The sequence below is a fragment of the Nocardia brasiliensis IFM 10847 genome, assembly GCF_000710915.1.
Taxonomy (GTDB): Bacteria; Actinomycetota; Actinomycetes; order Mycobacteriales; family Mycobacteriaceae; genus Nocardia; species Nocardia brasiliensis_A.
On sequence record NZ_BAUA01000068.1, the window covers coordinates 1 to 23,398 of the forward strand.

Genomic DNA, 23,398 nt, shown 5'->3' on the forward strand with positions numbered 1-23,398 from the left:
CCAAGGGCTCACGTTGGTGCAGCAGAACTTCACGCCCGGTCTGGTGTCGCCGATCGAGGTGGTCGTGACCGGCGCCGCCGACACCCCCCTCACCGCCGACGCTCGCGCCGAAGGGGACCGGCTCATCGGCGAGTTCTCCCGCGACCCCCGGATCGCGGCGGTGCTGCCGCAGTACGCGCAGGGCAGGATGTTCGCGGCGGTCGTGCCCAAGGCCTCCTTCGAGTCGACCGAGTCCGCCGATCTGGTGACCGATATCCGGTCCCGCGCAGCGACTCTGACGCATGCCGAGGTGAGGGTCGGCGGCACGTCCGCGTTGTTCGTCGATGTGTCGCACCGGATCACCGACCGCTTCCCGTGGGTGATCACGCTGGTGCTCGCGATCTCGCTCGGCTTCCTCGTCGTCGCGTTCCGCAGTATCGTGCTCGCGCTCAAGGCGATCGCGATGAACCTGCTCGCCACCGGCGCGGCGCTCGGCATCACCGTCGCGGTGTTCCAGCACGGTGTCGGCGCGGGCGTGCTCGGGTTCCAGAGCACCGGGTTCTTGCAGATCTATCTGCCGATGCTGGTGTTCGCGGTGCTGTTCGGTCTCTCGATGGACTACGAGGTGTTCCTCATCCGGCGGATGAAGGAACACTGGGATGTGCACGGGGACAACGCCGCTGCCGTCGCCGACGGCCTGCAGCGCACGGCCCGGCCGATCACCGCCGCGGCCGCCATCATGGTCGCCGTGTTCGCCAGCTTCGTGACCGCGGACGTGCTGGAGCTCAAGCAGATCGGCTTCGCGCTCGCGATCGCCATCGCCATCGACGCGGTGCTGGTGCGACTGGTGCTGGTGCCGGCCTTCATGCGGCTGTTCGGCCGCTGGAATTGGTGGCTGCCGCAACGCAAACCGCGCGCACCGCGGATGACTACCTGAACATGGTCTCGACCTGATCGATGATCGACCCGAACGCCTCGGTGTAAACGTCTTTCAGCCGTCCGGCGAATCCCGTTCCGGCCCAATGATCCAGCGCGGCGACGCAGCCCCAGACCGCGGTGGCCGCGGCCATCCGCACCCGAAGATCGTTGGCGCCGAAGCCGGTTCGCTCCGCGACCAGCGTCCGGAACTCGTCTTCCAGCTCACGCATCTGCTTGGTCTGCCCTGCCCGGATCTCGGGCACCGCCGCGATGAACTGCAACCGCTGCCGGATTCGGTGCTCGGCCTCCGCGGTCAGCAGCGACTCGAGCAACACCGGGACGAGCAGCCGCCCGACCGCGATCAGCTCGGCCGGAGCGACGGTCTGCGGCCCGCCCGCGGTCCGGACCGCCTCGAGCACCTTCGGATCGGCCTCGTCGTACAGGACGAGCATCTCCTTGGTGCCGAAATAGCGGTAGACCGAACTCGGTGACACCTCCGCCGCGGCGGCGACCCGTTCGATCGTCACATTCCGATACCCGTGCGCGTCGAACAGATCCAGGGCGACCCGCTGGATTCGGCCCATCGCCTCGATCTTCCTGCGTTCCCAGGAGGTCGAGGAAAGCTCGGCAATGGCATCGGACATCACACCAACGATACCGGCCGCCGCTACCTGCCACGGCATTCCGCAGCGGTCCGGCCACCTGCGAAAAGGGCGAAGGCCCCGGTCCAGCGGACCGGGGCCTTCGTCGTGCTTGTTCTATCAGGCGTTGCCGGAGAGCTTCTCCCGCAGAGCCGCCAGCTGCGCGTCGCTGGCCAGCGAACCACCGGCCGACTCGGACGAGCTGGAGGACGAGGACGCCTGCGAACCGCTCTCGGAGGAGTAGTTCGAGGAGCCGCCGCCGTTCGCGGCCTCGGCCGCGGCGTCGGCCGCCATCTTCTCCATCTGCGCGGTGTGCATCTTGTGGCGACGCTCCGCCTCGGCGTAGCGGCCTTCCCACTCTTCGCGCTGCTTGTCGAAGCCCTCGAGCCACTCGTTGGTGTCGGGATCGAAGCCCTCGGGGAAGATGTAGTTGCCCTGCTCGTCGTAGCTGTCGGCCATGCCGTACTTCGACGGGTCGAACTCGGCGTGGTAGTCCTCGTTCGCCTGCTTCAGCGACAGCGAGATCCGGCGACGCTCCAGGTCGATGTCGATGACCTTGACCATCGCGTCGTCGCCGACCGCGACCACCTGGTCCGGGACCTCCACGTGGCGCTCGGCCAGCTCGGAGATGTGCACCAAGCCCTCGATGCCCTCTTCGACACGCACGAACGCGCCGAACGGAACCAGCTTGGTGACCTTGCCCGGCACGATCTGGCCGATCGCGTGGGTGCGGGCGAACTGACGCCACGGGTCTTCCTGGGTCGCCTTGAGCGAGAGCGAAACCCGCTCGCGATCCAGATCGACGTCGAGCACCTCGACGGTGACCTCGGTGCCGACCTCGACGACCTCGGACGGGTGGTCGATGTGCTTCCAGGACAGCTCGGAGACGTGCACCAGACCGTCGACGCCGCCCAGGTCCACGAAGGCACCGAAGTTGACGATCGAGGAGACCACACCCTTGCGGACCTGGCCCTTCTGCAGCTGGTGCAGGAACTCGCTGCGCACCTCGGACTGGGTCTGCTCCAGCCAGGCGCGGCGGGACAGGACCACGTTGTTGCGGTTCTTGTCCAGCTCGATGATCTTGGCCTCGATCTCCTTGCCGACGTACGGCTGGAGGTCGCGGACGCGACGCATCTCGACCAGCGAGGCGGGCAGGAAGCCGCGGAGACCGATGTCGAGGATCAGGCCGCCCTTGACGACCTCGATGACGGTGCCCTTGACGGCCTCGTCCTTCTCCTTGAGCTCCTCGATCGTGCCCCACGCGCGCTCGTACTGCGCCCGCTTCTTCGACAGGATCAGGCGGCCTTCCTTGTCCTCCTTGGTGAGAACAAGAGCCTCGACCTCATCGCCCACGGAAACGACCTCGTTCGGGTCGACATCGTGCTTGATGGAGAGTTCGCGGGAAGGGATGACGCCTTCGGTCTTGTAACCGATGTCGAGCAGGACCTCGTCGCGGTCGACCTTGACGATGGTTCCTTCGACGATGTCGCCGTCGTTGAAGTACTTGATCGTGGCGTCGATGGCGGCGAGGAAATCCTCGGCGGAGCCGATGTCGTTGACGGCTACCTGCGGCGAGGTGACGGTGGTGGGCATATGTCGGTTTGCTCCGGACGGATTGTGGTCGGTTGCGGACATTGGAACTTTCGGTACGCTGGCGAATTCACCGCGGTGAAGTGAAGACGGACACAAGGAACGTACCGCACGTAACGCACGTGAAACTCAGCACGGGTGGTTGACTCCGGTACGGCTGTACAGAAGGCACTCGCGCGTTCAGCGTACGCGACCTTGGTCCGGCCGGGCAAACCGGTCCGGCCGCCACGCCGTCGAGTCATTCCCCGGACCGGGCACAGCAAGCGGGCGGCTATATATATGCGCGCACTCCCTGGTCCGCGCGCCGAGTGCCACACCCCCGGTCGATAAGCTGACGCCCGTGTCGGAAGATCGCCATGCAGAGGCAAACACACTGCTCGGGACCGCGGGAACGGCGCGAACCCGGATCGGCTCGGCCGCCAGCCAGCAGGCCAGCCGGCGCTGGTGGGACGCAGACGCCGGCCAGTACCACCAGACGCATGCCGCGTTCCTCGGCGTGGATTCCCCAGACGGCGAATTCGTCTGGTGCCCGGAGGGCCTGCACGAGGGCGATATGCGTTTCCTCGGCGAGGTCGCGGGCAAGCGGGTGCTCGAGATCGGCTGCGGTTCGGCGCCGTGCGCACGCTGGCTGGCGGGGCAGGGCGCACACCCGGTCGGGCTGGATCTCTCGATGGGCATGCTGACCCGCGGGCTCGACGCGATGCGACGCGGCGGACCGCAGGTGCCGCTGGTCCAGGCGGGCGCGGAGGCGCTGCCGTTCGCCGACGAATCCTTCGACCTGGCCTGCTCGGCGTTCGGCGCGATCCCGTTCGTCGCCGACTCGGCTCAGGTGATGCGCGAGGTGGCCCGGGTGCTGCGGCCGGGCGGCCGCTGGGTCTTCTCGGTGAACCACCCGATGCGCTGGATCTTTCCCGACGATCCCGGCCCGGCCGGGCTCACCGCCGCCATCCCCTATTTCGATCGCACCCCGTATGTCGAGGTGGACGGCGCGGGCGAGCCGACCTACGTCGAACATCACCGCACCGTCGGGGATCGCGTCCGCGAGATCGTGTCCGCCGGCCTGCTGCTGGTGGACCTCGTCGAGCCGGACTGGCCCGAATGGCTGGACCGCGAATGGGGTCAGTGGAGTCCGCTGCGCGGGGAGATCTTCCCCGGAACCGCGATCTTCATCGCGCAGAAGCCGGACTCGCCCGGACTTTGATGCTTCGCACCCGCTGTGGCCGGCCATAGCGGGTGCGAGAACACGGACGGGGTGCGGGCGTTCAGATCTGCGGCCCGGGGAACGGGGGCAGCGCCGCGAAACCGGGATCGACCTTGGCGGTGGGGACCGTCCGGGCGACCCAGCGGCGGGCCCGGCTCACCGGATGGTCGGGAAACTGCTCGTCCCAACGAACTTCGTCGGCGATGTTGTAGGGCAGCTTGCCGCGCAGGCCGGGCGCGTACGGGTGCGGCGGGAACATGTGCTGCGGGCCGAGCTGGGTCATCAAAGCCGCCTCCCGCAGGCCGGTGGTGCCGAACTCGGGGCACAGGATCTGGAACACCGCGCTGCACCGGTCTTTCGGCACCACGATCGAGGCCGCGAAGACCAGACCGCGATCCCGGTTCGGCAGCGGCAACTTCTCGACCCGCAACAGGCCGGGCAACTTGTCGACCCACACGAGGAAAGCCTCGACCAGACAACCCGATTCGGCCGAGATCTCCGCGAGCCGGGTGCGCAGCGTGTCGAGGTCTTCCAGTGGCGCGGGCAGGTCGGGCACCACGTCGTGGTAGGTCAGCGTGACGATGTCGCCGGTGCTGTGATCCCCCCAGGTGTTGGTGTCCATCTGTTGCAGTCCGGTGATATCGAACGAGATCGGCACCCGCCCACCGTAGCGGCGAACACGGCACGGCCGCACACCGAATTTCGTCGGTGTGCGGCACAGTGCCCTATTTCGGTTTGCGGCCCGCCTGTTCGAGCGCCAGCCGCAGCGCGTATTCGATCTGGGCGTTGACGCTGCGCAGGTCGTCGGCGGCCCACTTGGCGATTGCCTCGTGGATGCCGGGATCCAGTCGCAGCAGTAGCTTCTTGCGCTCAGCCATGGGCTTCGGCGCTCAGCTGTAGAGCGAGCCGGTGTTCACGACGGGCTGGGTCGCTCGGTCGCCGCAGAGCACCACCAGCAGGTTGGACACCATCGCGGCGCGGCGTTCCTCGTCGAGTTCCACCACCCCCTGCTCGGTGAGCCGGTCCAGCGCGAGGCTCACCATGCCGACCGCGCCCTCGACGATCTGCGTGCGGGCGGCGACCACTTGTGCGGCCTGCTGCCGGACCAGCATGGCCTGGGCGATCTCCGGCGCGTAGGCGAGGTGGGTGATGCGGGCCTCGAGCACCTCGATGCCGGCCAGCTCGGTGCGGTCACGCAGCTCGACGGTGAGTTCCTCGGCCACCTCGCCACCGTCGCGCAGGCTGGTGCGGGTGTCGTCGTGCGAGTCGTACGGGTGCGTGGTGGCCAGGTGGCGCACCGCGGCCTCGGACTGGGTCTGCACGTACTCCTCATAGTCGTCGACCGAGAAGGCGGCCTTGAAGCTGTCCACCACCCGGTAGACCACCACGGCGGCGATCTCGACCGGGTTGCCGTCGGCGTCGTTGACCTTCAGCTTCTGCGTCTCGAAGTTGCGCACCCGCAACGAGATCCGCTTGCGATCGGTCAGCGGGAGCACCGAGAAGAAGCCGGGTTCGCTCACCGACCCGATGTAGCGGCCGAAGAACTGGACCACCTGGGCCTCGTTCGGGTTGACGATGGTCAAACCGGTCGCGCCCAGCAGCAGCACGAGCACCAGGAAGCTCGCGACGATCGCCCCGACCAGGGCGGGCACGTTCTGATCGTGCGCCATCGCGAGATACCCCAGTGCCGCGCCGCCGCCGAGCAACAAGGTGAGCACCAGCCAGGCCACCAGCACCAGGAAGCCGTTGACGTGGAACGCGGGACGTAGCTTCATGACATCCTCCAACTATCAAAGTGATATCACCAAGATAGCAGACGGTCGCTCCGGATCCAGCATCACGAATTCGCATACAGCTCGGGTGCGACGAACTGCCGGACGGTCAGCGCCGCGCCGGGCGGATGTTGCGGTTGAACCGGAACATGTTGTGCGGGTCGTACTCTGCCTTCAGCTCGGCGAGCCGGGCGTAGGTATCGGCGCCGTAGCCGCCCCGGGTCTGCGCCTCGTCGGCGTCCGCGCCCGCCCCGTAGAGGAAGTTGAGGCTGTGGCCGAGCGTCCACGGTGCGAGCGCCGTCCGGATCGCCGCGTGGCTGTCCGGAGCGGTGCCCGCATTCCCGGCGTCCGTGATGACCCGGACGACGTACGCGGCTTCCCGATGGTCCACCGCGATCTCGGCACGGGGCTTCGCCAGGGCGCCCCCGAGGTGGCGGATATCGATCACAGCACCGGTATCGGAGTCCGGCCCGGCGGCGGAAAGCAAGGCGGACAACGTTTCTCCGGTGAGCGCGCCGAGCAGCGCGTTGGTGGCCGCGTACGCGTGCGGATGATCGGGATCGCTGTGGATGGTGTGCGATTCGGTGTAGGGCATGACGCGCAGGTCGTCCTTCAGCCGCTCGCCCACCGCCCGCAGCGGAGCGACCAAGCGCTCGCCGTCGGCGGCGCTACCGTGGTACGCGATCCGGAACGACGCCACGAACCGGCCGCGCAGCGGCGCGGGTACCTGCGGGATATCGGGGAAACGCAGCATGGCCACGGTGGAGGTCAGCTCGTCGGGCACCGTCGCGGTCCAGTCCCGCCAGATTTCCAGTGCCCGCTCCACCAGCGGCGTATCGAACATCAGCTGGCCGCCGTATACCTCGGTGATCGGCAGCAGGCCGAGCACGACCGCGGTCACCACGCCGAAATTTCCGCCGCTGCCCAGCGCCGCCGCGAACAACTCGTCACCGGGCTGCACCCGGCGCACCCGCCCGTCCGCGGTGACCAGCTCGAGCGCCTCGACATGCTCCGCCGCGTAGCCGAATTCCCTTGCCAGCAAGCCGATTCCGCCGCCGAGCAGATAGCCCACGACACCGACCGACGGCGAGGAGCCGATCAGCGGCGCGAGCCCGTGCGCGGCGGCCGCCTCGACCAGCTCGCCCGCCCGCACACCGGCGCCGAGCCGTGCCGTGCACGTCTCGACATCGACCTCCAGGATGTTCATGCGCCGGGTGCTGATCAGCACGCCGCCGTCCGCGGGGACCGACAGCCCGTGGCCGGTGGCCTGCACCGCCACCGGCAGCCCGTGCCGCGCGGCGTATTCGATGGCGGCGCGGACGTCCTCGGCGTGCCGGGCGCCGACGACCAGCGCCGGCTGATGTGGGTAGGCCGTCTGGAAGCCCGCGATCTCTTCGTCGTATCCGGCGTCGCCGGGACGGAAGACCGGGCCGGTGAAGGTATCGGTGATGTTTTCTGCGGTGTTCTCCATGACTTCGACCCTGCCCGCGGGGCAGTGAGAAGTACAACAGATAGATCTTCTCGCAACTAGAATGAACAGTTATGGAACTGCGTCAGCTGCGCTACTTCGTCACGGTGGTCGAGGAGGCGAACTTCACCCGGGCCGCCGCGCGACTGCACCTCGCCCAGCCGGGACTGAGCGCGCAGATCCGGCAGCTCGAACGCGAACTCGGCCAGCAGTTGCTCGACCGTGGCGCCCGCACGGTGACGCCCACCGAGGTCGGCGCGGCGGTGCTGGCCCACGCCCGCGCCGCGCTCGCCGCGACCGAGCGCATCACCGCGACGGTGGACGAATTCACCGGGCTGCTGCGCGGCCAGGTCCGTGTCGGCTTGATCTCGGGCGCGGCCACCGAGGAGTTCGACGTGGCCGGCGTGCTCGCCGACTTCCACGACGACCATCCCCAGGTGGGCATCAGCCTCACCGAGGACACCTCCGAACGCATGCTCGCCGCGCTCGGCCGCGGCGACCTGGATCTCGCGTTGATCGGATTGACCGGCGCGCCGATGGATTCCGGAATCGGCATGGATGTGGTGCTGGAGACCGCGGTGGTGGCCGCGGTCGCGGCAGCGGACCGGACGCACGGCGCGCAGATCGCCCTCGACGCGCTGCGCGAGCAGCCGCTGATCTGCCTGCCGCCCGGTACCGGCCTGCGCGGCGTCTTCGAACTTTCCTGCGCGGCAGCCGGTTTCACACCGAACATCGCCTTCGAGGCGGCCGCTCCCCCGCTGCTGCTGCAACTGGCGGCCCGTGGCCTCGGCATCGCGGTCGTCCCCGAGCTCACGGCCGCGGAAGCGGCGGCGTTCGGGGTCCGCGTGGTCCGGATCGTGCGGCCCGAGATGCACGGCAGGCTCGCGCTGGTGTGGCGGGCCGACCGGCCGGGCACTCCGGCCGCCAAAGTGCTGCTGGGTCAGCTACGGATCGCGCTGGGCGGCAGAACAACCCCGTCCGAGGCTTAGGGCCACCGCTCCCGCACCCGAATTCGAGTGCGGGAGCGCGGCGTCTCAGAGCAGCCGGGACAGGAACGTCTTGGTGCGTTCGTGTTTCGGGTTGGCGAGCAGCTCGCGCGGCGCGCCGGCCTCGACGATCACGCCGCCGTCCATGAACACCAGCTTGTCGGCCACCTCACGGGCGAAACCCATTTCGTGGGTGACCACGACCATGGTCATGCCCGACTCGGCGAGCTCACGCATCACCGTGAGCACCTCGCCGACCAGTTCCGGGTCCAGCGCGGAGGTCGGCTCGTCGAACAGCATCAGCTTCGGATCCATCGCCAGCGCGCGGGCGATCGCCACCCGCTGCTGCTGCCCACCGGAGAGCTGAGCCGGGTAGGCATTCGCCTTCTCCGCCAAGCCGACTCGCTCGAGCAGCTCCTTCGCCTTGGTGATGGCGTCGGCCTTGCGCACCTTCTTGACCTGGGTCGGCGCCTCGATCACGTTGTCCAGCACCGTGCGATGCGGAAACAGATTGAAATGCTGGAACACCATGCCGATTTCGCGCCGCTGCCGGGCCGCCTCGCGCGGGTGCAGCTCGTAGAGCTTGCCGTTCTTCTCCTGGTAGCCGACGAGTTCGCCGTCCACGTAGAGCCGTCCGGCGTTGACCTGCTCGAGATGGTTGATGCAGCGCAGGAAGGTGGACTTGCCCGAACCGGACGGCCCGATGACGCACAGCACCTCGCCGCGGCCGATCTCCAGCGAGACGCCCTTGAGCACCTGCAACGCGCCGAAGTTCTTGCAGACCCGGTCGGCGACGATCATGGGGATCGAGCGGTCTGCTCGACGTCGACGCTGCTCATTTCGCCTTCACAATCGTCTGGGCGTCGGCCAGCTCCTGCAACTGCTTACCGGTGAGCTGGCGGGACAGGCCGCGCGAGTAGTAGCGCTCCAGGTAGAACTGACCGACCATCAGCACGCTGGTGATCGCGAGATACCAAGTGGCAGTGACCAACAGCAGCGGAATCGGCTGAAAGTTCACACCGTAGATCTCGCGGGCCCGGCCATAGAGGTCGGTGCTCAACGGCAACGCCGTGACCAGCGACGTGGTCTTCAGCATGCCGATGAGCTCGTTGCCGGTCGGCGGGATGATCACCCGCATCGCCTGCGGCAGCACCGTCCGGCGCATGGTCTGGCTCCAGGACATGCCCAGCGCGATCGACGCCTCGCGCTGGCCTTCACCGACGGAATTGATGCCGGCGCGGACGATTTCGGCCATGTAGGCGGCCTCGTTGAGGCCCAGGCCGATCACCGCGAAGGTGAAGGCGGCCTGCATGTTCTGCACGTTCAACTCGAACAGGTGCGGCCCCCACGGCACACCGAGCACGATCGTCTTGTACAGCGAGGGGAACAGACCCCAGAACACCAACTGCACGAAAACCGGTGTGCCGCGGAAGATCCAGAGGTACACCCAGGCCGCCGAGCGCAGCACCGGGTTGGGCGAGAGCCGCATCACCGCGAGCAGCGTGCCCAGCAGCACGGCGATCGCCATGGCGAGCACGGTCAGCTCGAGGGTGACGACCGCGCCCTGCACGATCCGGCTGTCGAACAGGTACTTACGGTAGGTCGACCACTGATACGCCTCGTTCGTCGCGGCACCGTAGACGAACAATCCGACCAGCACCAGGATGACCGCGGCGGCGATCCACCGGCCGGGTCTGCGTAACGGAACCGCTTTGATCGGCTCCGGTTCCATGGTGTCGGCTGCCGCGCCGAGCCCGGGATCGCCGGGCACCGGCTTGGTTTCGTTCGAACTCATCGGGTCAGCTCGCGGCGCCGTTGACGACCGACTTGGTGATCGCGCCCTGCTCGACGCCCCAGTTCTTGGCGATCTCGAGGTACTTGCCGTTGTCGATCAGGCTCTGCACGGCCTTCTGCAGCACGCCGGCCAGCGGCGAGCCCTTCGCGACCGCCCAGCCGTAGAGCGCCTCGCCGTAGGCCGTGCCGGAGATCTCGATCTTGCCGTCGCTCTTCTGGATCGCGTACACCGTCACCGGCAGGTCCGCGGCCATGCCGTCGACCTGGCCGAGCACCAGCGCGTTGGTCGCGGCGCTCTGCTCCTCGAACGACTTGATGTCGATCGCGGGCTTGCCCTCCTCGACGCACTTCTTGCTCTTGGCCGGGAGTTCGTCGGTGTCCTGAATGGTGGTGGCCTGCACGGCGACCTTCTTGCCGCAGGCGTTGTCCGGGTCGATCGGCTTGCCCTTTTGCTGAGCCCACTGGGTGCGCACGTTGAAGTAGGTCGTGAAGTCGACCTGCTGCTCGCGCTCCTTGGTGTCGGTGATCGAGGACATGCCGACGTCATAGGTGCCGGCCTGAATGGTCGGAATGATCTTCTCGAAGGCGGACTCGAGGTACTCGGCCCGCACGCCCAGCGTGGCGGCGACGGCATCCATCAGGTCGACGTCGTAGCCGACGATCTTGCCGCTCGGATCCTTGTACTCGTTCGGCTGGTACGGGATGTTCACGCCGACGACGAGCTTGCCGGACTGCTTGATCTTGTCGGGAAGCTGCGCCGCGATCGAGTCGACCTTGTCGACCTTCACCTTGTCGACGGCGGGTCCGGAGTCTTCGGTATTACTACAGCCCGTCAGCACCAGTGCGCCTCCCGCGAGTACACACATCGCCTGCAGGGCGCGCCTGCCAAGAACCGATCGAACAGACACAGCAGCCCTCCACATTTCGGATTCAAGAAACCCGGGTGTCACCACCCGTTGGCAATCTAAGCGACCGAGACGCTTCGTGCTGGACAGTAACGGAAGATTGATCCGTTCCGTGCTGAACACTCCGAGCTACAACACCATGACTACCGGCGGTGGACCCTAGCACAAACCTGTTCGGTGAACTCGCTCGTCGAGGCCAGTCCGCCCAGGTCGGCGGTGGCGATGCCGGCCTCGAAGGTGGCGGCGACGGCGCGTTCCACCCGCTCAGCGGCCTGTCGCAGCGCACCGCTGTAACGGCCGTCACGGTCACGAGTTCCCAACCAGCGCAACAGCATTGCCGCCGACAGTTGCAGCGCGGCCGGATTCGCGCGGTTGTGCCCGGCCAGCGCGGGCGCCGCGCCGTGCACCGCCTGCGCCATCGCGTGCGTGGCCGAGCAGTTCAGCGAGGCGGCCAGACCGAGCGATCCGCTGAGCTCTCCGGCGAGGTCGGACAGGATGTCACCGAAGAGATTCTCGGTGACCAGAACGTCGTAGTCGGCGGCTGCGCGCACCAGATGCGCGGCCGTCGCGTCGACGTGTTCGTCGTCGACCTCGACCCCCGGATAAGCGTGGGCAATTTCATAGCACACATCGCGAAACAGGCCCATGGTCATCGGCAACACGTTCGCCTTGTGCACAATGGTCAGTCGTTTGCGTCGCGTCGCGGCGAGCCGGAACGCCTCATGCGCAATCCGCTCACACGCCTGCCGGGTCACCACGCCGACCGCCATCGCGACATCCTCGGTGGCGCGGAACTCCCCCGATCCGGCGAACATATTGCGATCGGCGTAGAAACCTTCGCTGTTCTCCCGGACGATCACCAGATCGATGGCGGGCGCGAGCGCGCGAACCCCGGCGAACGCCCGAGCCGGCCGAATATTGGCGTACAGACCGAACTGCTTCCGGATCGCGCCGCCCGGCGCCGCGCGATGCTGCTGCGGATAGGACGCGTTGTCGTGCGGGCCGAGAATCCAGGCGTCGACCCCGGCCAGCGCGTCGAGGGTCTGCCGCGGCAGTGGGTCACCGTATTCCTCGATCGCCCGATGCCCCATGAGCAGCGGCACCCATTCGATCGGCGGCGCGCCCGCCGCCGCCACGGCCTCGTCGACGACCTGCCGGACAGCCCGCACCACTTCCGGTCCGATGCCGTCGCCGTCGATCAGTCCGAGCCGTACCGGCCCGTTGGTTCGATCCGTCACCGTCTCATCCTCGCCTCGCCCGGCTCGGGCCCGCGCACCGACCCGGCACCCCGACGACCCTCGTGCGGCGCCGCCGTGATTTCCCGGCGTCGGACGTGGGTATCCGGCGAGAGGACGGCGATAAGGGGCGGCGCCCGTGCAGCCCATGGAAGATTAGAGCAACGGTCGGCGTTATAGCCGACATACCGAATGAGAGGACGTCATGGCCACCCAGACGCTGACCCAACAGAATTTCGAAGAGGTAGTCGCCGGAAACGACGTGGTGCTCGTCGATTTCTGGGCTGAGTGGTGCGGCCCGTGCAAGAGCTTCGCGCCCACCTTCGAGGCCTCGTCCGAGAAGCACAGCGATGTCGTATACGGCAAGGTCGACACCGAGTCCGAGCAGGGGCTCGCGGCCGCCGCGAACATTCGCTCGATCCCGACCATCATGGCCTTCCGCGAGGGCGTGCTCGTGTTCGCACAGCCCGGCGCACTGCCGCCCGCCGCGCTCGAAGACCTCGTCACCCAGGTGAAGGGTCTGGACATGGACGAGGTGCGCAAGCAGCTCGCCGAGCAGCAGGCCGGTGCCGAGCAGTAATTCGCACGAACCGCCGACGGAACAGGGCCGCCCCTCCCCACGGAGGGGCGGCCCTGTTCTCGCCGGTGGGGCTCAGTGACCGAGCAGATTGACGCCCGCGATCATCGCGCGGACCGTCGACTCGGCGCCGTCGTCGGCAAGGGCCGCGCCCCAGCCGCGCCGGCCGTTGTATTCGCACTGCACGAACGTCGCGGTGCCTGCCGGGGTGCGCCGCTGGTGGAACTGCAGGATCTCGACCGGGTAGCCCTCGTCGTAGAGGGCCGAGGTCATCGCCGCGACCGGGCTGCCGGAGGCGATGACGGTACGCAGGTGGTCGGTGAACTCCAGCGTCGCAGTGAATTCCGCGCCCCGGCTGCCCGCGGGCGACCAGTCGCCGAGCCGGATCGGCCCGGTGTGCTCGCAGTAGCGATCGTGGAATTGCGCCGGGGTGAGGCCGATGCTTTCGGCGCGCAGGCCCCTGGGCGCGGCGGACTGGAACGTGTCTGTATCAAGCGTGAGGATGGTCATTGAAAGTTAGGTCTTCCCGAAGAATGTCGTGGCTCAGTTGACAGAGGGGACCAGCAAGTAAAAGTCTTCAGCCCGCAGCGAGGGGGCCGGTCCGAATCAGACCCCGCTACGGCGGGGTACTACGAGAAGTCGCCGCCGCGCCACCATCGCGGTGAGCGGAATTAGCACGGCGCTGTCGCGGTCTGCGACGTGGAGCGCTGCGCTGTGGCGGTCGGCGGGATTCGGCACGCGATCGAGGATAGGGACATCGCGGCGCGATCGCAACCATATTCGGCGCCCGTTTTGTCTACCCGCCGGTAGCGTTCACGCAGCTCAGGCGTGTTCCACGCCGCCACGCCGGATATCCGGGTGCGACGCGGCTCATGTTCGTCCACCCGTCACGTAGATGACACCTTCGGCGGCGTGTCGTGTCGCGCCGAGCGAAAACGAAAAATCCGGGCACAGTGGCCCGGATCTCGCGCGGTGCGCGGACCGCTCAGTCGGCGAGCACCTCGTTCAACTTGCCGGTCGCGACGTCGAAGATGAAACCGCGGATGGAGTCCTTGTGCACGACGAACGGACTCGCGACGATGCGTGCGATCGATTGGCGCACATCGGTTTCCAGATCAGCGAACGCCTCGGCCGCCCATTCGGGCTTGATGCCGGTGTCCTGCTGGATCGACGCCTTGAAGTCGTCGTCGGTGAAAGTCAGCATGCCGCAGTCGGTGTGGTGGATCAGGATGATCTCGCGGGTGCCCAGCAGGCGCTGGCTGATCGCCAGCGAGCGGATCTCGTCGGCGGTGATGACGCCGCCCGCGTTCCGGATCACATGCGACTCGCCCTCCTGGATGCCCAGGGCGCCATAGACATTCAGCCGGGCGTCCATGCACGCGACCACCGCGACGTGCTTGGCGGGCGGCAACGGCAGCGGCCCGGTGAAGGTGCTCGCGTAGACAGCGTTGTTCTGCAGATACTCGTCGGTCACGGTCATTGGGCGGTCCCCTGCGCTAGGTATGCACGGCTGCTTATATGTGGCGTGGCCCACGATAGGTCGCAGCGGCGCAGAGCGGACCGGTCGCGCTCACCGTGATTCGTTTACTGGCGCGTCGAGAGCGACACAGACACGCCTCACATTGCGCGCGGAGGAGTAGCCCTGGTCCGCAACACCCTGGCCCCACCATGCACCGTAGTGCCTCGCTACGCCCCCTGAAGCCCTGCCGGTCACGGGCCGCTGCCACTCCTGCACCCGGTGTCCCGACGTCGCGCGATCTCGACGCCGAGTCACCACGACGGTTTCAGCACGGAACGGCTTGCCACGTCCTATCGATGTAGTTGGAAAAGAGCCCGACCGTCTCGCCCGGCACGATCCAGTGGCACGAGGTGTCCTTGTTGAGCGTGTACAGATGGACTTTGACTCGAATGTTCTTCGAGCAGTCGTTGCGGACGAAGTAGGCCCACTGGGAGCCGGAATTGGCGGGCCCCTCCACCCCGACTCCGCAACGGCCCGGATCTGCCTGCACCGTCGCCGGGACGGCGATCGCGGAAAGGCCGGCGATCGCCGTGGCCGCAGCCGCAGCCACCGCAACGCGCTTGAAAAGAAGTGTCATGTCAGTTCCTCGTCGAATTGCTGTCAGCAGCCCAGCGGTTGCCAGGTGTGGTCACCGACCGGATCCCAGAATGTGGCCGTATCGTGGGCGCCGACCCATTTACAGGTCTGCCCGTTTCCGGCCTGCGCATCCCGCCCCAGCGTGTACTGATAGACGCGGAATTTCGCACCCACCGAGCAGTTGTTACGCATGAGATAGATGAAACTCGGCACCTGCTTTCCGGTATCCACACTGCTCGAGACCGACACGCCGCAGCGTCCGGGATCAGCACCCGAGGTCGCAGCCGGGAAACCGAGGGTGATCGCGGAAGCCGCGAGCACCGTGAGCGCCATACCGAGACGCCTGTATTCGGCAAAGTTCATTATTTCCCTCCTTTGATCGATGACAAATCAGAAGACGCAAATGCATTCGTTCGTCCTACACACACTAACGCCGATCAGTTCACCCGCCCGGTGAAAAGCACACCGTGGCACCGATACTCGGCACTTGGCAGCCTTCCTGCCAATAGTCGATATCTTCTGCCAGCCCCCGGCAACACCTGAGTCTGCGTCGCCGACTCGCAGAACTCACCATTCTCTCGACAGACGGTCTACGACGCAGACCGCGCGCCGTCCCCGTTCGCCCGTGCCACTGGAATCGAGGGCACGAGCGAAGGTTTGGGGCGTCGTAGGCTTGGGGGATCCGCAGCGTGTGGGTCCGCTGCGGATGCGGGGAGGTGGGCGGTGCAGATCACCGAGTTCAGTGTTTTCGGGCTGCGATCTGCGGTCATCGACCTGCGAACGCGGGGAAATCCGTTGACGGTCCGGCTGTTTCCGATGGTGCATATCGGCCGGCGCGAGTTCTATCTGGCGGTGGCCGAGCAGCTGCGCGCCTGCGATGTGATCGTTTCCGAGGGCGCCGATACGCCTAGTTCCACCGGCCGCGCGATCATCCTCGCCATGCGCCTGACCTTTCAGCGTGCGGCCCGCACGCTGGTGTACCAGGACATCGACCATGCCGCCCTCGGTGTACCGGTCGTCTGGCCCGAGAGCAACTCCCGCGGCAGACAGCGGATGCCGTTCCTGTCGTTTCTCGACATGCTGCTGCTGACCCCCTACTTCGTGGTGGTCATGGCGTTCGGCGGCCGAGGTTGGTTGCTGCGCAACACGTTCGAGGTCTACGACAACACCGAGGTGCGCCTGCGGCTGATGAACAAGACCTTCCTGCACGACCGTGACAAGGCCCTGATCGCCGCGCTGACGAAGCTGCACACCGCGCGTCACGACCGCGCCGAGGTGATCGCCGTCGTGTACGGCGCGGCGCATATGCCCGCCGTGATCGCCGCGCTGCACACCGCTTTCGGCTATCGCGCGGTGAGCGCCGACTGGTTGACGGTCTTCGACGCGGCCATGCCGTACCGCTCGGTCGACTGACGCACCGGTGAACGGCTTGACCCTGACGCAACGTCAGGGTTGCAGGCTTGTTCCCATGACCAACCGCACCTCTGCGACCCAACCTGCTCCGCCGATCGGCGAGTTCCAAGAGATCGACGGCCGCCGCCTCTTCGCGCACCGGTCGGGCAGCGGCGGACCGGCCGTCGTGTTCCTGCCGGGTGCCGGCGCGGTCGGGTTGGACTATTTCACTGTGCAACAACAGGTTTCGCGGATCACCACGGCGGTGCTGTATGACCGCGGCGGCACCGGCTACAGCGATCCGCGGCCGCTGCCGCGCACCGCCGCCGCGGTGGCCACCGAACTGCGGGCACTGCTGCACGCCCAGCACATCGCCGGCCCCTACGTTTTCGCGGCGCATTCACTCGGCGGCGCCTATGCGTATCGGTTCGCGCAGTTGTTCCCGCACGAGGTCGCCGGATTGGTGTGGCTGGACGCCTTTCATCACGACTGGGACGACTTCATGCCGCCCGCAATGAGTCTGGCCGCCACCGAACGAGCCGCACCCGATCCAGCGCACCTCGACCGACTGCGCCCGGTCGTGCACGAGATGAACACCGAGCTGTTGGCCGACTACCCGGCCCACCTGCGCGACCCACTGCTCGAGGCGAAGACGAGCGACGAATGGCTCAGCTTCGGCCTCGCCGAGCGCACCGCGCTGACCGGGCTCGCGGCCGAACTGCGCGCCGGACCGCCGCTGCCGGACGTCCCGGTGATCGCGCTGACCGTGCTGGGCACCGATCCCGCCCAACAGTTGCCGTGGGAGGAGGTGAACGCCGCCAAGACCCGCATGGACGCCGCCCTGGTGCGCTCGGTCTCGCACGGGGAACAGCGCATCCTCACCGACACCTTCCACCACCGGCTGTGCTTCGACCGCCCCGATGCCGTGGTCCAGGCGGTCCGTGACGTGCTCGACCGGGTGGCTCACCGCGCCCCCTAGACTCGGCACCGCATCCCGCGAAATCTAGGAGGCAGGTGCTCACGATCGGCCAACTGGCGGCCACCGCCGGTGTCACCGTGCGCACCGTGCGCCACTACCACCAGATCGGCTTGCTGCCCGAGCCCGAGCGGGACGGCTCCGGCTACCGTCGTTACCGTCCGCAAGCGGCAGTGGATCTGATCCGGATCAGAACTCTCGCGGATGCCGGTGTGCCGTTGGCGCGGATCGACGCGCTGCTGCACGCGCCACCCGCCGAATTCGCCTCGGCCATCACCGATATCGATCAGGCCTTGCAGAGCAAGATCGACGAGTTGAGCGAATACCGCCGCCGCATCGCCGAATTGGCGGGCGGGGAAAAGCTCGTTCTGCCGCCCGAGGTGGTCGACATCCTGGACCGGATGCGCCGCCTCGGGATCAGCGAACAGCGGGTCCGGCTCGAACGCGACTCGTGGATCCTGATGCAAGCCCTCGACCCCGGCCTGCTGCCTCGGCGGGTCCAGGAGAAGAACGCCGGTCTCGACGATCCCGAGACCGTGCGGCTCTACCTCGCCGCCGATCAAGCGGCGGAGTGGGATCCGCGCGATCCCCGCCTGGACCGGCTCATCGAAGATCTGGACGCCTGGGCGATCGAGCACGAACAGGACGCCGGACAGCCGGGCTACCTGAAACTGGTGACCGCCCAGATCTCCGAGGCGGCACCGGCGTGGCAGCGGGTGCTCGAGGTCTTGGCGCACCGCGCGACGCAGCGGCGAAACACTGTGCTCGACAGCTGAATACGTCGCTATTGCGAGCTGTCGGCCGTGGCGCGCGGCGCGGGTTCCTCGCGCATCCGCTCCGGCCGCAGGACCAGCGCGATGATCACGACGAACGCGGCGAGGGCGGTGCCGGTGCGCAGATAGTGGAAGAAATCCCAGCGGGTGAGGATCGAAAGGTAATCGGCCGGTGCGCCTTCCACCGCCCAACGGTTGATCTGGTGATTGATCGGCACATTCCCCAGCCGGGTGACGAGGAACGATCCCACGACCAGCGCGCCCGCCCCGGCGGCGAGAGTCCGCGCCCGGCCGCGTAGCAGTACCGCCAATCCGAAGCAGCTCAACCCGGCAGCCGCCATGGTGATCTGCATGCTGACGCTGTTGTTCTTCATCAGCTCGGTGTGGAAATCCAGCCGCATCTGCAACGGCACCCGATGGAAGGTCGGCGCGAGATTGGCTGCGCCGTAACCGAATGCACCGGCCAACAGCCCGGTGGCGAGCAGCGCCAGCGCCCGCACGCAACGCACGACGGACTCACTCATGCGGCCGGAACCGTCCGGGTGAGTTGTTCGGCCCGCCGCAGCCTGCCGTCGGGCGCGAACTCACCGAACATGAAGACCTCGGTGGTGACGAGATCCGCCTTGCGCAGCTGCGCGTGGATGGTCATCCGGGCGGCGAAACGCGCGCCGTCCGCCACCGCTTCGTGGACTTCGAAACGGTAGTGGCGCAGGTTCTTTCGCACGGGGCGCAGATGCGCGACCAAACGGTCGCGGTCGAGCCGGACACCGTCGGCGACCTGCACGATGTCACGCGTGTGGAAACGATCGATCACCTCGGCGGGATCGTTGTCCGGATCCACGGCCGCGGCGGTGTAGGCAGTGAAGAAGTCGGTGAGCAGTTGTTCGGGCTCGCGACTCGGTGCGGGGTTCATAGCACTCCAGCAGTAGAATTCTTACAATGCTGTAAAGGCTAGATCAGTCGGATCAACTTTGACAAGGATGTAAGATTTTGACCGAGGCGAGAGCGAAACGGCGCGCGGACGCCGAGCGCAGCAGGGCCGACATCCTGGCGGCCGCGACTCGTCTACTCGCCGAACGGCCGGAGGTCGGTCTGGCGGCCATCGCCGCCGCGGCCGGGGTCACCCGCCAGACGGTGTACGCACACTTCGCCTCGCGAGAAGAACTGCTCCACGCGGTCATCGATCACACGACGACACAGGCCATCGCCGCGATGGACGCCGCGGACCTCGAAAGCGGTACCGCGACAGCGGCACTGCTGCGCATGCTGGACGTCGGCTGGCAGTTCTTCCGGCAGTCCCCCGGGCCCGAACTCCTCGGCGCGTTCGCGCCCCAGCGCGACCGCGAGCGCCACGTCCCGGTCGAAGACCGGCTCCTGAAACTGATCCGGCGCGGACACCGCACCGGTGAATTCGACCGCACCGCCACCGCGGAATGGCTGGTCGCGGCCATCATCGCGGTGAGCCACGCGGCGGGCGAGCAGGTCCGCAGCGACCGCATGTCACTGGAGCAAGCCCAAGAGACGTTGCGCCACACCGTGCTTCGGCTGGTGCGCGCAGCGGGATAGGCACCGACGTCTCCACGTCCGAAGCGGCCGATCACCGTGCGGCGCCGGCGGTCGCCATCTGTGACCGCGGCGGTCAGCACCCGCGCAGGCCGCTGGTGACCAGCGTGCTGCTACTTTCCGAGCATGCAGGAAGGACCCGGAAACGACGACGCCAGGATTACCGCCGTCGCCGCGCTGGCGACCCTGGCTCGCAGCATCGACGTCCGCGATCGCGCCGACGCCGGACACGCCCTGGCCGCGTTCGCCGAAATGGCCGAAGCGCAGGCGGTTTTGGCGGTCCTGCTCCTCGATGACGAAAACACCTTCGTCACCCTGACGACGGCCGAGGCCCTTCTGCGCCGCAAAGACACCCACGGTCTCGCCGCGGTGGCCGCCGCCTTCGCCACGGCCGACAGCACGCAATCCGAATGGCTGGGTACCGCCGTCCACGACGTCTACGGCGTGTACGCCGCTGACCGCGATATCGCCGTCGGTCTCTGCACGTCCCTCACGAATCACCCGGACCCGGAAACCCGTTCCGGGGCAAACGACTTGATCGTCATACTGCGCGGCATCACGCCGATACTGCATCCCATGAAGGATGCTTCGCCGCCCACCGCGAGGTCATGAGAACTTCGGTCGGCAAGCCGCGCGATGCGGCCTTCGTGTACCTCGGGCGGTCCCGGGCACGCCGGTCGGCGCTGGTGAGTGCGCGATCTGGCGGCGATGGCCGAAATCGGTTCGCACTGCCCCGGGTGGAGTTCAGTAAGGTGCGAGCATGCCCGCACCGACCGATCCCCGTTCTCCCGTAACCGCAGACGACCTGGACCTGATCGTGCGGTTGTCGGTGGCGGTGCTGCGCGCGGTGCCGCAGGCCGCATGGGACGAGCAGGCCGGAACGCTGGAGTGGAGCCGCTGGGAAACCGTCGAACACCTCGGCGACGACTTCTTCGCGTACGCCGTGCAAATGGGGCCCAGCACTCCCCCGTTGACCGGTCACGTGCCCTTCACCGCAACGCGCCGGCGAGCGGGCGGCCCGGCCAATTCCGTACACGCCGAACGCGATTGCGGGCCCGCGGGCCTGTTGCAGACGTTGGAGGCGACCGGCGCACTGCTGAGCGCCATGGTGCGTATGAAGCCGCCGCAGACCCGCGCCTTCCACGTCTACGGAGTCTCGGACCCGGAAGGGTTCGCCGCCATGGGCATCGTCGAAGCCTTGGTGCACACCCACGACCTCGTCCGAGGACTCGACCTTCCCTGGAACCCGCCCGCCGACCTGTGCGCGCGAGTCCTCACCCGCCTGTTCCCGGATGCCCCGACCGAAACCGAACCGTGGACCACGCTCCTGTGGGCCACCGGCCGGGCCGATCTGCCGAGCCGCCCGACCCTGACGAAATGGCGCTGGGACGGCACACCGCGCGACTGACCGCCGATTCATTTCTCCGGCGGTACTTGCGGAAGTTGTTGCACACCAGGCAAATACCTGGACTCCGGGCGATCCCCGAACAGGTAATCGCGGTAGTCGGTCAAATACGCGGCCAGCTCGACTCGATCGCAGCTCGAACTCGATCCAGAACCGCCGCACCATGGCCACACCAGCCCCCCTTCCACAGCCGCCGCCCCGACGATTCCAGCCGCATCCGGGCCGCACCACCCGATATTCGCGACTGGGCGCGTGATCACCAGGTCATGGTGGCGGCGTCCTCTCGGCCGATGCCGCAACCATGACCTGGTGATCATTCGCGCACCGGCCGGTCACGGCGGCCCTGGCCAGCGATCTCGCCGCAATCGCCGACTTCCGGCAGTCGGACGGCAGCGCGCGGCGCTGGACAAGGCGAACCATCGGCGGCAAAGATGGCTGCATGTTCCGACGCGCCGGTGTCGACCCCGCGGTCGAACAAGTACGACAGCTGGCGGCGTCGCTGGAGGTGCCACGGCCGTGGCAGCTGACGACTTTCGTGGCACACGTGGCGCAACGGGTGGGCAAGCCGATTCTGGTTGTTCCGCAACAGGATCTGACCACGGGTGGATTTCCGTGCGGACTCGTCGTCGAACGCGCCGACGATATCGTCATCGCCTACGACGCGGCCAGCACCGGCTATCACACCGACCACATCGTGATGCACGAGATCGCCCACCTGTTGCTCGACCACGCCGGATTCGTCGCGCCGGGCGCGCGGCACCGGACCCTCGCCGCGCTGTTCCCCGATCTGGAACTCGACAGCGTACTGCGAGTGCTCGCGCGCAGCGACTACGACGACGTCGACGAGAGCCAGGCCGAACTGTTCGCCTCCATGCTGATGTCCGACGTCGATATCGAACGGCCGCGTTCGGTGCTCGGCCGCTTGCTTTTTCGACGCTGAGTCCCCTGCGCGATGTTCACCTCGACGCTGCCCACCGCAGTAACGCTGCCCACCGTGCTCGCGGCCTGCCTGTTGCTCGCCGGTCGCCTGGTCGGCCTGTTCAGCACCGAACTCGACCGGCATGTCACCATCGCGTTCGGCTGCCTGGTCGCCACGGCGACCACCCGGGAACCGACGGTATGCCGTCTGCTCAGCGAGCTGTCCGGCGGCCGGCTCACCGAAAGGTTGCTCCTCGAACTCGGGGCCATCGGTTTCAATGTCGGCTATGCGGCCGGGCTGTTGATCGGGACCGCACTGCTGCACCGTTCCCGATCGCCGCGTGTCTGCTACGGGCTGGCCGTCGTATTCAGCGCTGCGGCACTGTGTTTCAGCACCTTCGGGGAAGGGGACGGCACGATCTTCGAGCGCACCGGATGGGCACAGTTCGGCTACTGGCTGTGCACCGCGCCGATCGGCACCGCGATGGCGGTGATTGTGATTCGGGCCGCGGGCGCCGAACTGCGTAGGCAGGTCGAGCGTAGGGACGCCGCAATGTATGTGGCGATCCTGCTCGCAGGCGTCGTGGTGCTCGCACGCATCGTGGCGACCATCGCCGCGTCAGCCGTCCGGATCACCGTGCCGCACAACTCCTTCACCGATGTCCAGTCCGAAATAGATCGCAACGGAGTGTTTTTCGTTCTCGTCCTGTGCATGGGATTGACGCTGATCGCCATCATCGCCGCGGCCCGCAGCCGGATGGGCGTGGACGATCTGACCCGGCACCGAAAAGCGCTGCGGCCCCTCTGGCGCGAACTGACCACCGCGTGTCCGGAGATCGTGCATCACAGTCCGGTACCGCACGGCGTCCAGCCCAACCGATACCTGCTGCACCGCACCGTCATCGAGATCCGGGACAGCATGCTGGACCTGGCCCGTTACGCGACACCGCATCCGCCCGAGGTCGCCGCCGCCATTTCGAGTGCCGCCCCGGCCGGGCCTGCCTACGACGCATTGGATCGTGCCGTCCTGCTCGTGCGCGCCCGCGATGCCAAGGTGCAAGGCGCGGCACCGACCGGACTCCGCCATTTCACCGTCGTGGCCGCCGACAGCCTCCTCGACGAGGTCACCGAATTGACCGCGCTTGCTCAGCAGTGGAGCGGCGCCGAGGGCATCGCCGCCCGCGTGGCGCAGCCGAGCACGCGGTAGTGA

General features: G+C 67.3%; 28 protein-coding genes. 12 read left to right on the forward strand and 16 right to left on the reverse strand.

Features of this window, described 5'->3' with window-relative positions; all coding sequences use genetic code 11:
* On the forward strand, positions 1 to 916 hold a 916-nt coding region (locus tag NBRGI_RS14240; protein WP_036559028.1), incomplete at its 5' end, for an MMPL family transporter.
* On the opposite strand, the gene NBRGI_RS14245 is transcribed toward NBRGI_RS14240, so the two are convergent.
* Positions 909 to 1,541 (reverse strand): TetR/AcrR family transcriptional regulator, encoded by a 633-nt coding sequence (locus NBRGI_RS14245; RefSeq protein WP_158439864.1) that lies wholly within the window; start codon positions 1,539 to 1,541, stop codon positions 909 to 911. The genes NBRGI_RS14240 and NBRGI_RS14245 overlap by 8 nt on opposite strands.
* Before the next feature lie 117 nt (positions 1,542 to 1,658).
* Positions 1,659 to 3,131 carry a 30S ribosomal protein S1 gene (gene rpsA, locus NBRGI_RS14250; protein ID WP_014983385.1) on the reverse strand — a complete coding sequence of 491 codons (1,473 nt, stop codon included), beginning with the start codon at positions 3,129 to 3,131 and terminating at the stop codon, positions 1,659 to 1,661.
* A gap of 337 nt (positions 3,132 to 3,468) precedes the next feature.
* Here rpsA and NBRGI_RS14255 point away from each other — a divergent pair, with 337 nt between their 5' ends.
* Complete coding sequence (locus tag NBRGI_RS14255) at positions 3,469 to 4,329, forward strand: class I SAM-dependent methyltransferase (protein ID WP_029896398.1); 861 nt, start codon at positions 3,469 to 3,471, stop codon at positions 4,327 to 4,329.
* 61 nt (positions 4,330 to 4,390) lie between these two features.
* Here the strand turns inward: NBRGI_RS14255 and NBRGI_RS14260 are convergent, their stop codons facing one another.
* The 4 genes from NBRGI_RS14260 to NBRGI_RS14275 form a co-directional block, all read right to left on the reverse strand.
* A complete protein-coding gene (locus NBRGI_RS14260; RefSeq protein WP_029896400.1) occupies positions 4,391 to 4,987 on the reverse strand; it encodes a hypothetical protein in 597 nt (198 codons plus the stop codon).
* A 67-nt stretch (positions 4,988 to 5,054) separates the two neighbouring features.
* Positions 5,055 to 5,207, reverse strand: a complete 153-nt coding sequence (locus tag NBRGI_RS48520; protein WP_014983382.1) for a hypothetical protein — start codon at positions 5,205 to 5,207, stop codon at positions 5,055 to 5,057.
* Positions 5,208 to 5,219: 12 nt separating this feature from the next.
* Entirely contained in the window at positions 5,220 to 6,104 is an 885-nt protein-coding gene (locus tag NBRGI_RS14270) for an SPFH domain-containing protein (RefSeq protein WP_029896402.1), read from the reverse strand.
* A 106-nt stretch (positions 6,105 to 6,210) separates the two neighbouring features.
* Complete coding sequence (locus NBRGI_RS14275) at positions 6,211 to 7,572, reverse strand: FAD-binding oxidoreductase (RefSeq protein ID WP_029896404.1); 1,362 nt, start codon at positions 7,570 to 7,572, stop codon at positions 6,211 to 6,213.
* Positions 7,573 to 7,643: 71 nt separating this feature from the next.
* Between NBRGI_RS14275 and NBRGI_RS14280 the strand changes: the two genes are divergently transcribed.
* On the forward strand, positions 7,644 to 8,558 hold the full coding sequence (locus NBRGI_RS14280) for a LysR family transcriptional regulator (RefSeq protein ID WP_029896407.1): 915 nt from the start codon (positions 7,644 to 7,646) through the stop codon (positions 8,556 to 8,558).
* A gap of 45 nt (positions 8,559 to 8,603) precedes the next feature.
* Here the strand turns inward: NBRGI_RS14280 and NBRGI_RS14285 are convergent, their stop codons facing one another.
* The 4 genes from NBRGI_RS14285 to NBRGI_RS14300 all read right to left on the reverse strand — a co-directional run bounded on the left by NBRGI_RS14285 (position 8,604) and on the right by NBRGI_RS14300 (position 12,492).
* Entirely contained in the window at positions 8,604 to 9,356 is a 753-nt protein-coding gene (locus NBRGI_RS14285) for an amino acid ABC transporter ATP-binding protein (RefSeq protein WP_029896409.1), read from the reverse strand.
* 34 nt (positions 9,357 to 9,390) lie between these two features.
* A complete protein-coding gene (locus tag NBRGI_RS14290; protein WP_042255979.1) occupies positions 9,391 to 10,350 on the reverse strand; it encodes an amino acid ABC transporter permease in 960 nt (319 codons plus the stop codon).
* 4 nt (positions 10,351 to 10,354) lie between these two features.
* Positions 10,355 to 11,215, reverse strand: coding sequence for an ABC transporter substrate-binding protein (locus NBRGI_RS14295; protein WP_029896412.1), 861 nt, complete (start codon positions 11,213 to 11,215; stop codon positions 10,355 to 10,357).
* Positions 11,216 to 11,397: 182 nt separating this feature from the next.
* Entirely contained in the window at positions 11,398 to 12,492 is a 1,095-nt protein-coding gene (locus NBRGI_RS14300; protein WP_029896414.1) for an isocitrate/isopropylmalate dehydrogenase family protein, read from the reverse strand.
* Between the two features lie 202 nt (positions 12,493 to 12,694).
* Here NBRGI_RS14300 and trxA point away from each other — a divergent pair, with 202 nt between their 5' ends.
* Positions 12,695 to 13,069 carry a thioredoxin gene (gene trxA / locus NBRGI_RS14305; RefSeq protein WP_029896416.1) on the forward strand — a complete coding sequence of 125 codons (375 nt, stop codon included), beginning with the start codon at positions 12,695 to 12,697 and terminating at the stop codon, positions 13,067 to 13,069.
* A 72-nt stretch (positions 13,070 to 13,141) separates the two neighbouring features.
* Here trxA and NBRGI_RS14310 read toward each other — a convergent pair whose 3' ends face one another.
* The 4 genes from NBRGI_RS14310 to NBRGI_RS14325 all read right to left on the reverse strand — a co-directional run bounded on the left by NBRGI_RS14310 (position 13,142) and on the right by NBRGI_RS14325 (position 15,524).
* Positions 13,142 to 13,576, reverse strand: coding sequence for an alpha-isopropylmalate synthase regulatory domain-containing protein (locus tag NBRGI_RS14310; RefSeq protein WP_029896418.1), 435 nt, complete (start codon positions 13,574 to 13,576; stop codon positions 13,142 to 13,144).
* Between the two features lie 475 nt (positions 13,577 to 14,051).
* Positions 14,052 to 14,546, reverse strand: coding sequence for a beta-class carbonic anhydrase (locus tag NBRGI_RS14315; protein WP_029896420.1), 495 nt, complete (start codon positions 14,544 to 14,546; stop codon positions 14,052 to 14,054).
* Between the two features lie 304 nt (positions 14,547 to 14,850).
* Positions 14,851 to 15,162, reverse strand: a complete 312-nt coding sequence (locus NBRGI_RS14320) for a hypothetical protein (RefSeq protein WP_029896423.1) — start codon at positions 15,160 to 15,162, stop codon at positions 14,851 to 14,853.
* A 23-nt stretch (positions 15,163 to 15,185) separates the two neighbouring features.
* A complete protein-coding gene (locus tag NBRGI_RS14325; RefSeq protein ID WP_029896425.1) occupies positions 15,186 to 15,524 on the reverse strand; it encodes a hypothetical protein in 339 nt (112 codons plus the stop codon).
* 360 nt (positions 15,525 to 15,884) lie between these two features.
* Between NBRGI_RS14325 and NBRGI_RS14330 the strand changes: the two genes are divergently transcribed.
* From NBRGI_RS14330 to NBRGI_RS14340, 3 genes are read left to right on the forward strand one after another with little or no spacing between them, the layout of a single operon-like run.
* Positions 15,885 to 16,574, forward strand: a complete 690-nt coding sequence (locus tag NBRGI_RS14330; protein ID WP_029896427.1) for a hypothetical protein — start codon at positions 15,885 to 15,887, stop codon at positions 16,572 to 16,574.
* Positions 16,575 to 16,629: 55 nt separating this feature from the next.
* Positions 16,630 to 17,532, forward strand: a complete 903-nt coding sequence (locus NBRGI_RS14335; RefSeq protein WP_029896429.1) for an alpha/beta fold hydrolase — start codon at positions 16,630 to 16,632, stop codon at positions 17,530 to 17,532.
* A gap of 35 nt (positions 17,533 to 17,567) precedes the next feature.
* On the forward strand, positions 17,568 to 18,305 hold the full coding sequence (locus tag NBRGI_RS14340; protein ID WP_029896431.1) for a MerR family transcriptional regulator: 738 nt from the start codon (positions 17,568 to 17,570) through the stop codon (positions 18,303 to 18,305).
* 8 nt (positions 18,306 to 18,313) lie between these two features.
* Here NBRGI_RS14340 and NBRGI_RS14345 read toward each other — a convergent pair whose 3' ends face one another.
* On the reverse strand, positions 18,314 to 18,826 hold the full coding sequence (locus NBRGI_RS14345) for a DUF1772 domain-containing protein (protein WP_029896433.1): 513 nt from the start codon (positions 18,824 to 18,826) through the stop codon (positions 18,314 to 18,316).
* Positions 18,823 to 19,215, reverse strand: coding sequence for a nuclear transport factor 2 family protein (locus NBRGI_RS14350; RefSeq protein ID WP_029896435.1), 393 nt, complete (start codon positions 19,213 to 19,215; stop codon positions 18,823 to 18,825). Before NBRGI_RS14350 ends, NBRGI_RS14345 begins: the two co-directional genes overlap by 4 nt.
* Before the next feature lie 77 nt (positions 19,216 to 19,292).
* Here NBRGI_RS14350 and NBRGI_RS14355 point away from each other — a divergent pair, with 77 nt between their 5' ends.
* The 5 genes from NBRGI_RS14355 to NBRGI_RS14375 all read left to right on the forward strand — a co-directional run bounded on the left by NBRGI_RS14355 (position 19,293) and on the right by NBRGI_RS14375 (position 23,395).
* Positions 19,293 to 19,868, forward strand: a complete 576-nt coding sequence (locus NBRGI_RS14355; RefSeq protein ID WP_029896438.1) for a TetR/AcrR family transcriptional regulator — start codon at positions 19,293 to 19,295, stop codon at positions 19,866 to 19,868.
* A 123-nt stretch (positions 19,869 to 19,991) separates the two neighbouring features.
* On the forward strand, positions 19,992 to 20,477 hold the full coding sequence (locus tag NBRGI_RS14360) for a hypothetical protein (protein ID WP_029896440.1): 486 nt from the start codon (positions 19,992 to 19,994) through the stop codon (positions 20,475 to 20,477).
* A gap of 148 nt (positions 20,478 to 20,625) precedes the next feature.
* Positions 20,626 to 21,273 carry a maleylpyruvate isomerase N-terminal domain-containing protein gene (locus tag NBRGI_RS14365; RefSeq protein ID WP_029896442.1) on the forward strand — a complete coding sequence of 216 codons (648 nt, stop codon included), beginning with the start codon at positions 20,626 to 20,628 and terminating at the stop codon, positions 21,271 to 21,273.
* 436 nt (positions 21,274 to 21,709) lie between these two features.
* Positions 21,710 to 22,210 carry a hypothetical protein gene (locus tag NBRGI_RS14370; protein WP_051727750.1) on the forward strand — a complete coding sequence of 167 codons (501 nt, stop codon included), beginning with the start codon at positions 21,710 to 21,712 and terminating at the stop codon, positions 22,208 to 22,210.
* A 12-nt stretch (positions 22,211 to 22,222) separates the two neighbouring features.
* Complete coding sequence (locus NBRGI_RS14375; RefSeq protein ID WP_029896446.1) at positions 22,223 to 23,395, forward strand: DUF6545 domain-containing protein; 1,173 nt, start codon at positions 22,223 to 22,225, stop codon at positions 23,393 to 23,395.
* Positions 23,396 to 23,398 lie beyond the last annotated feature (3 nt).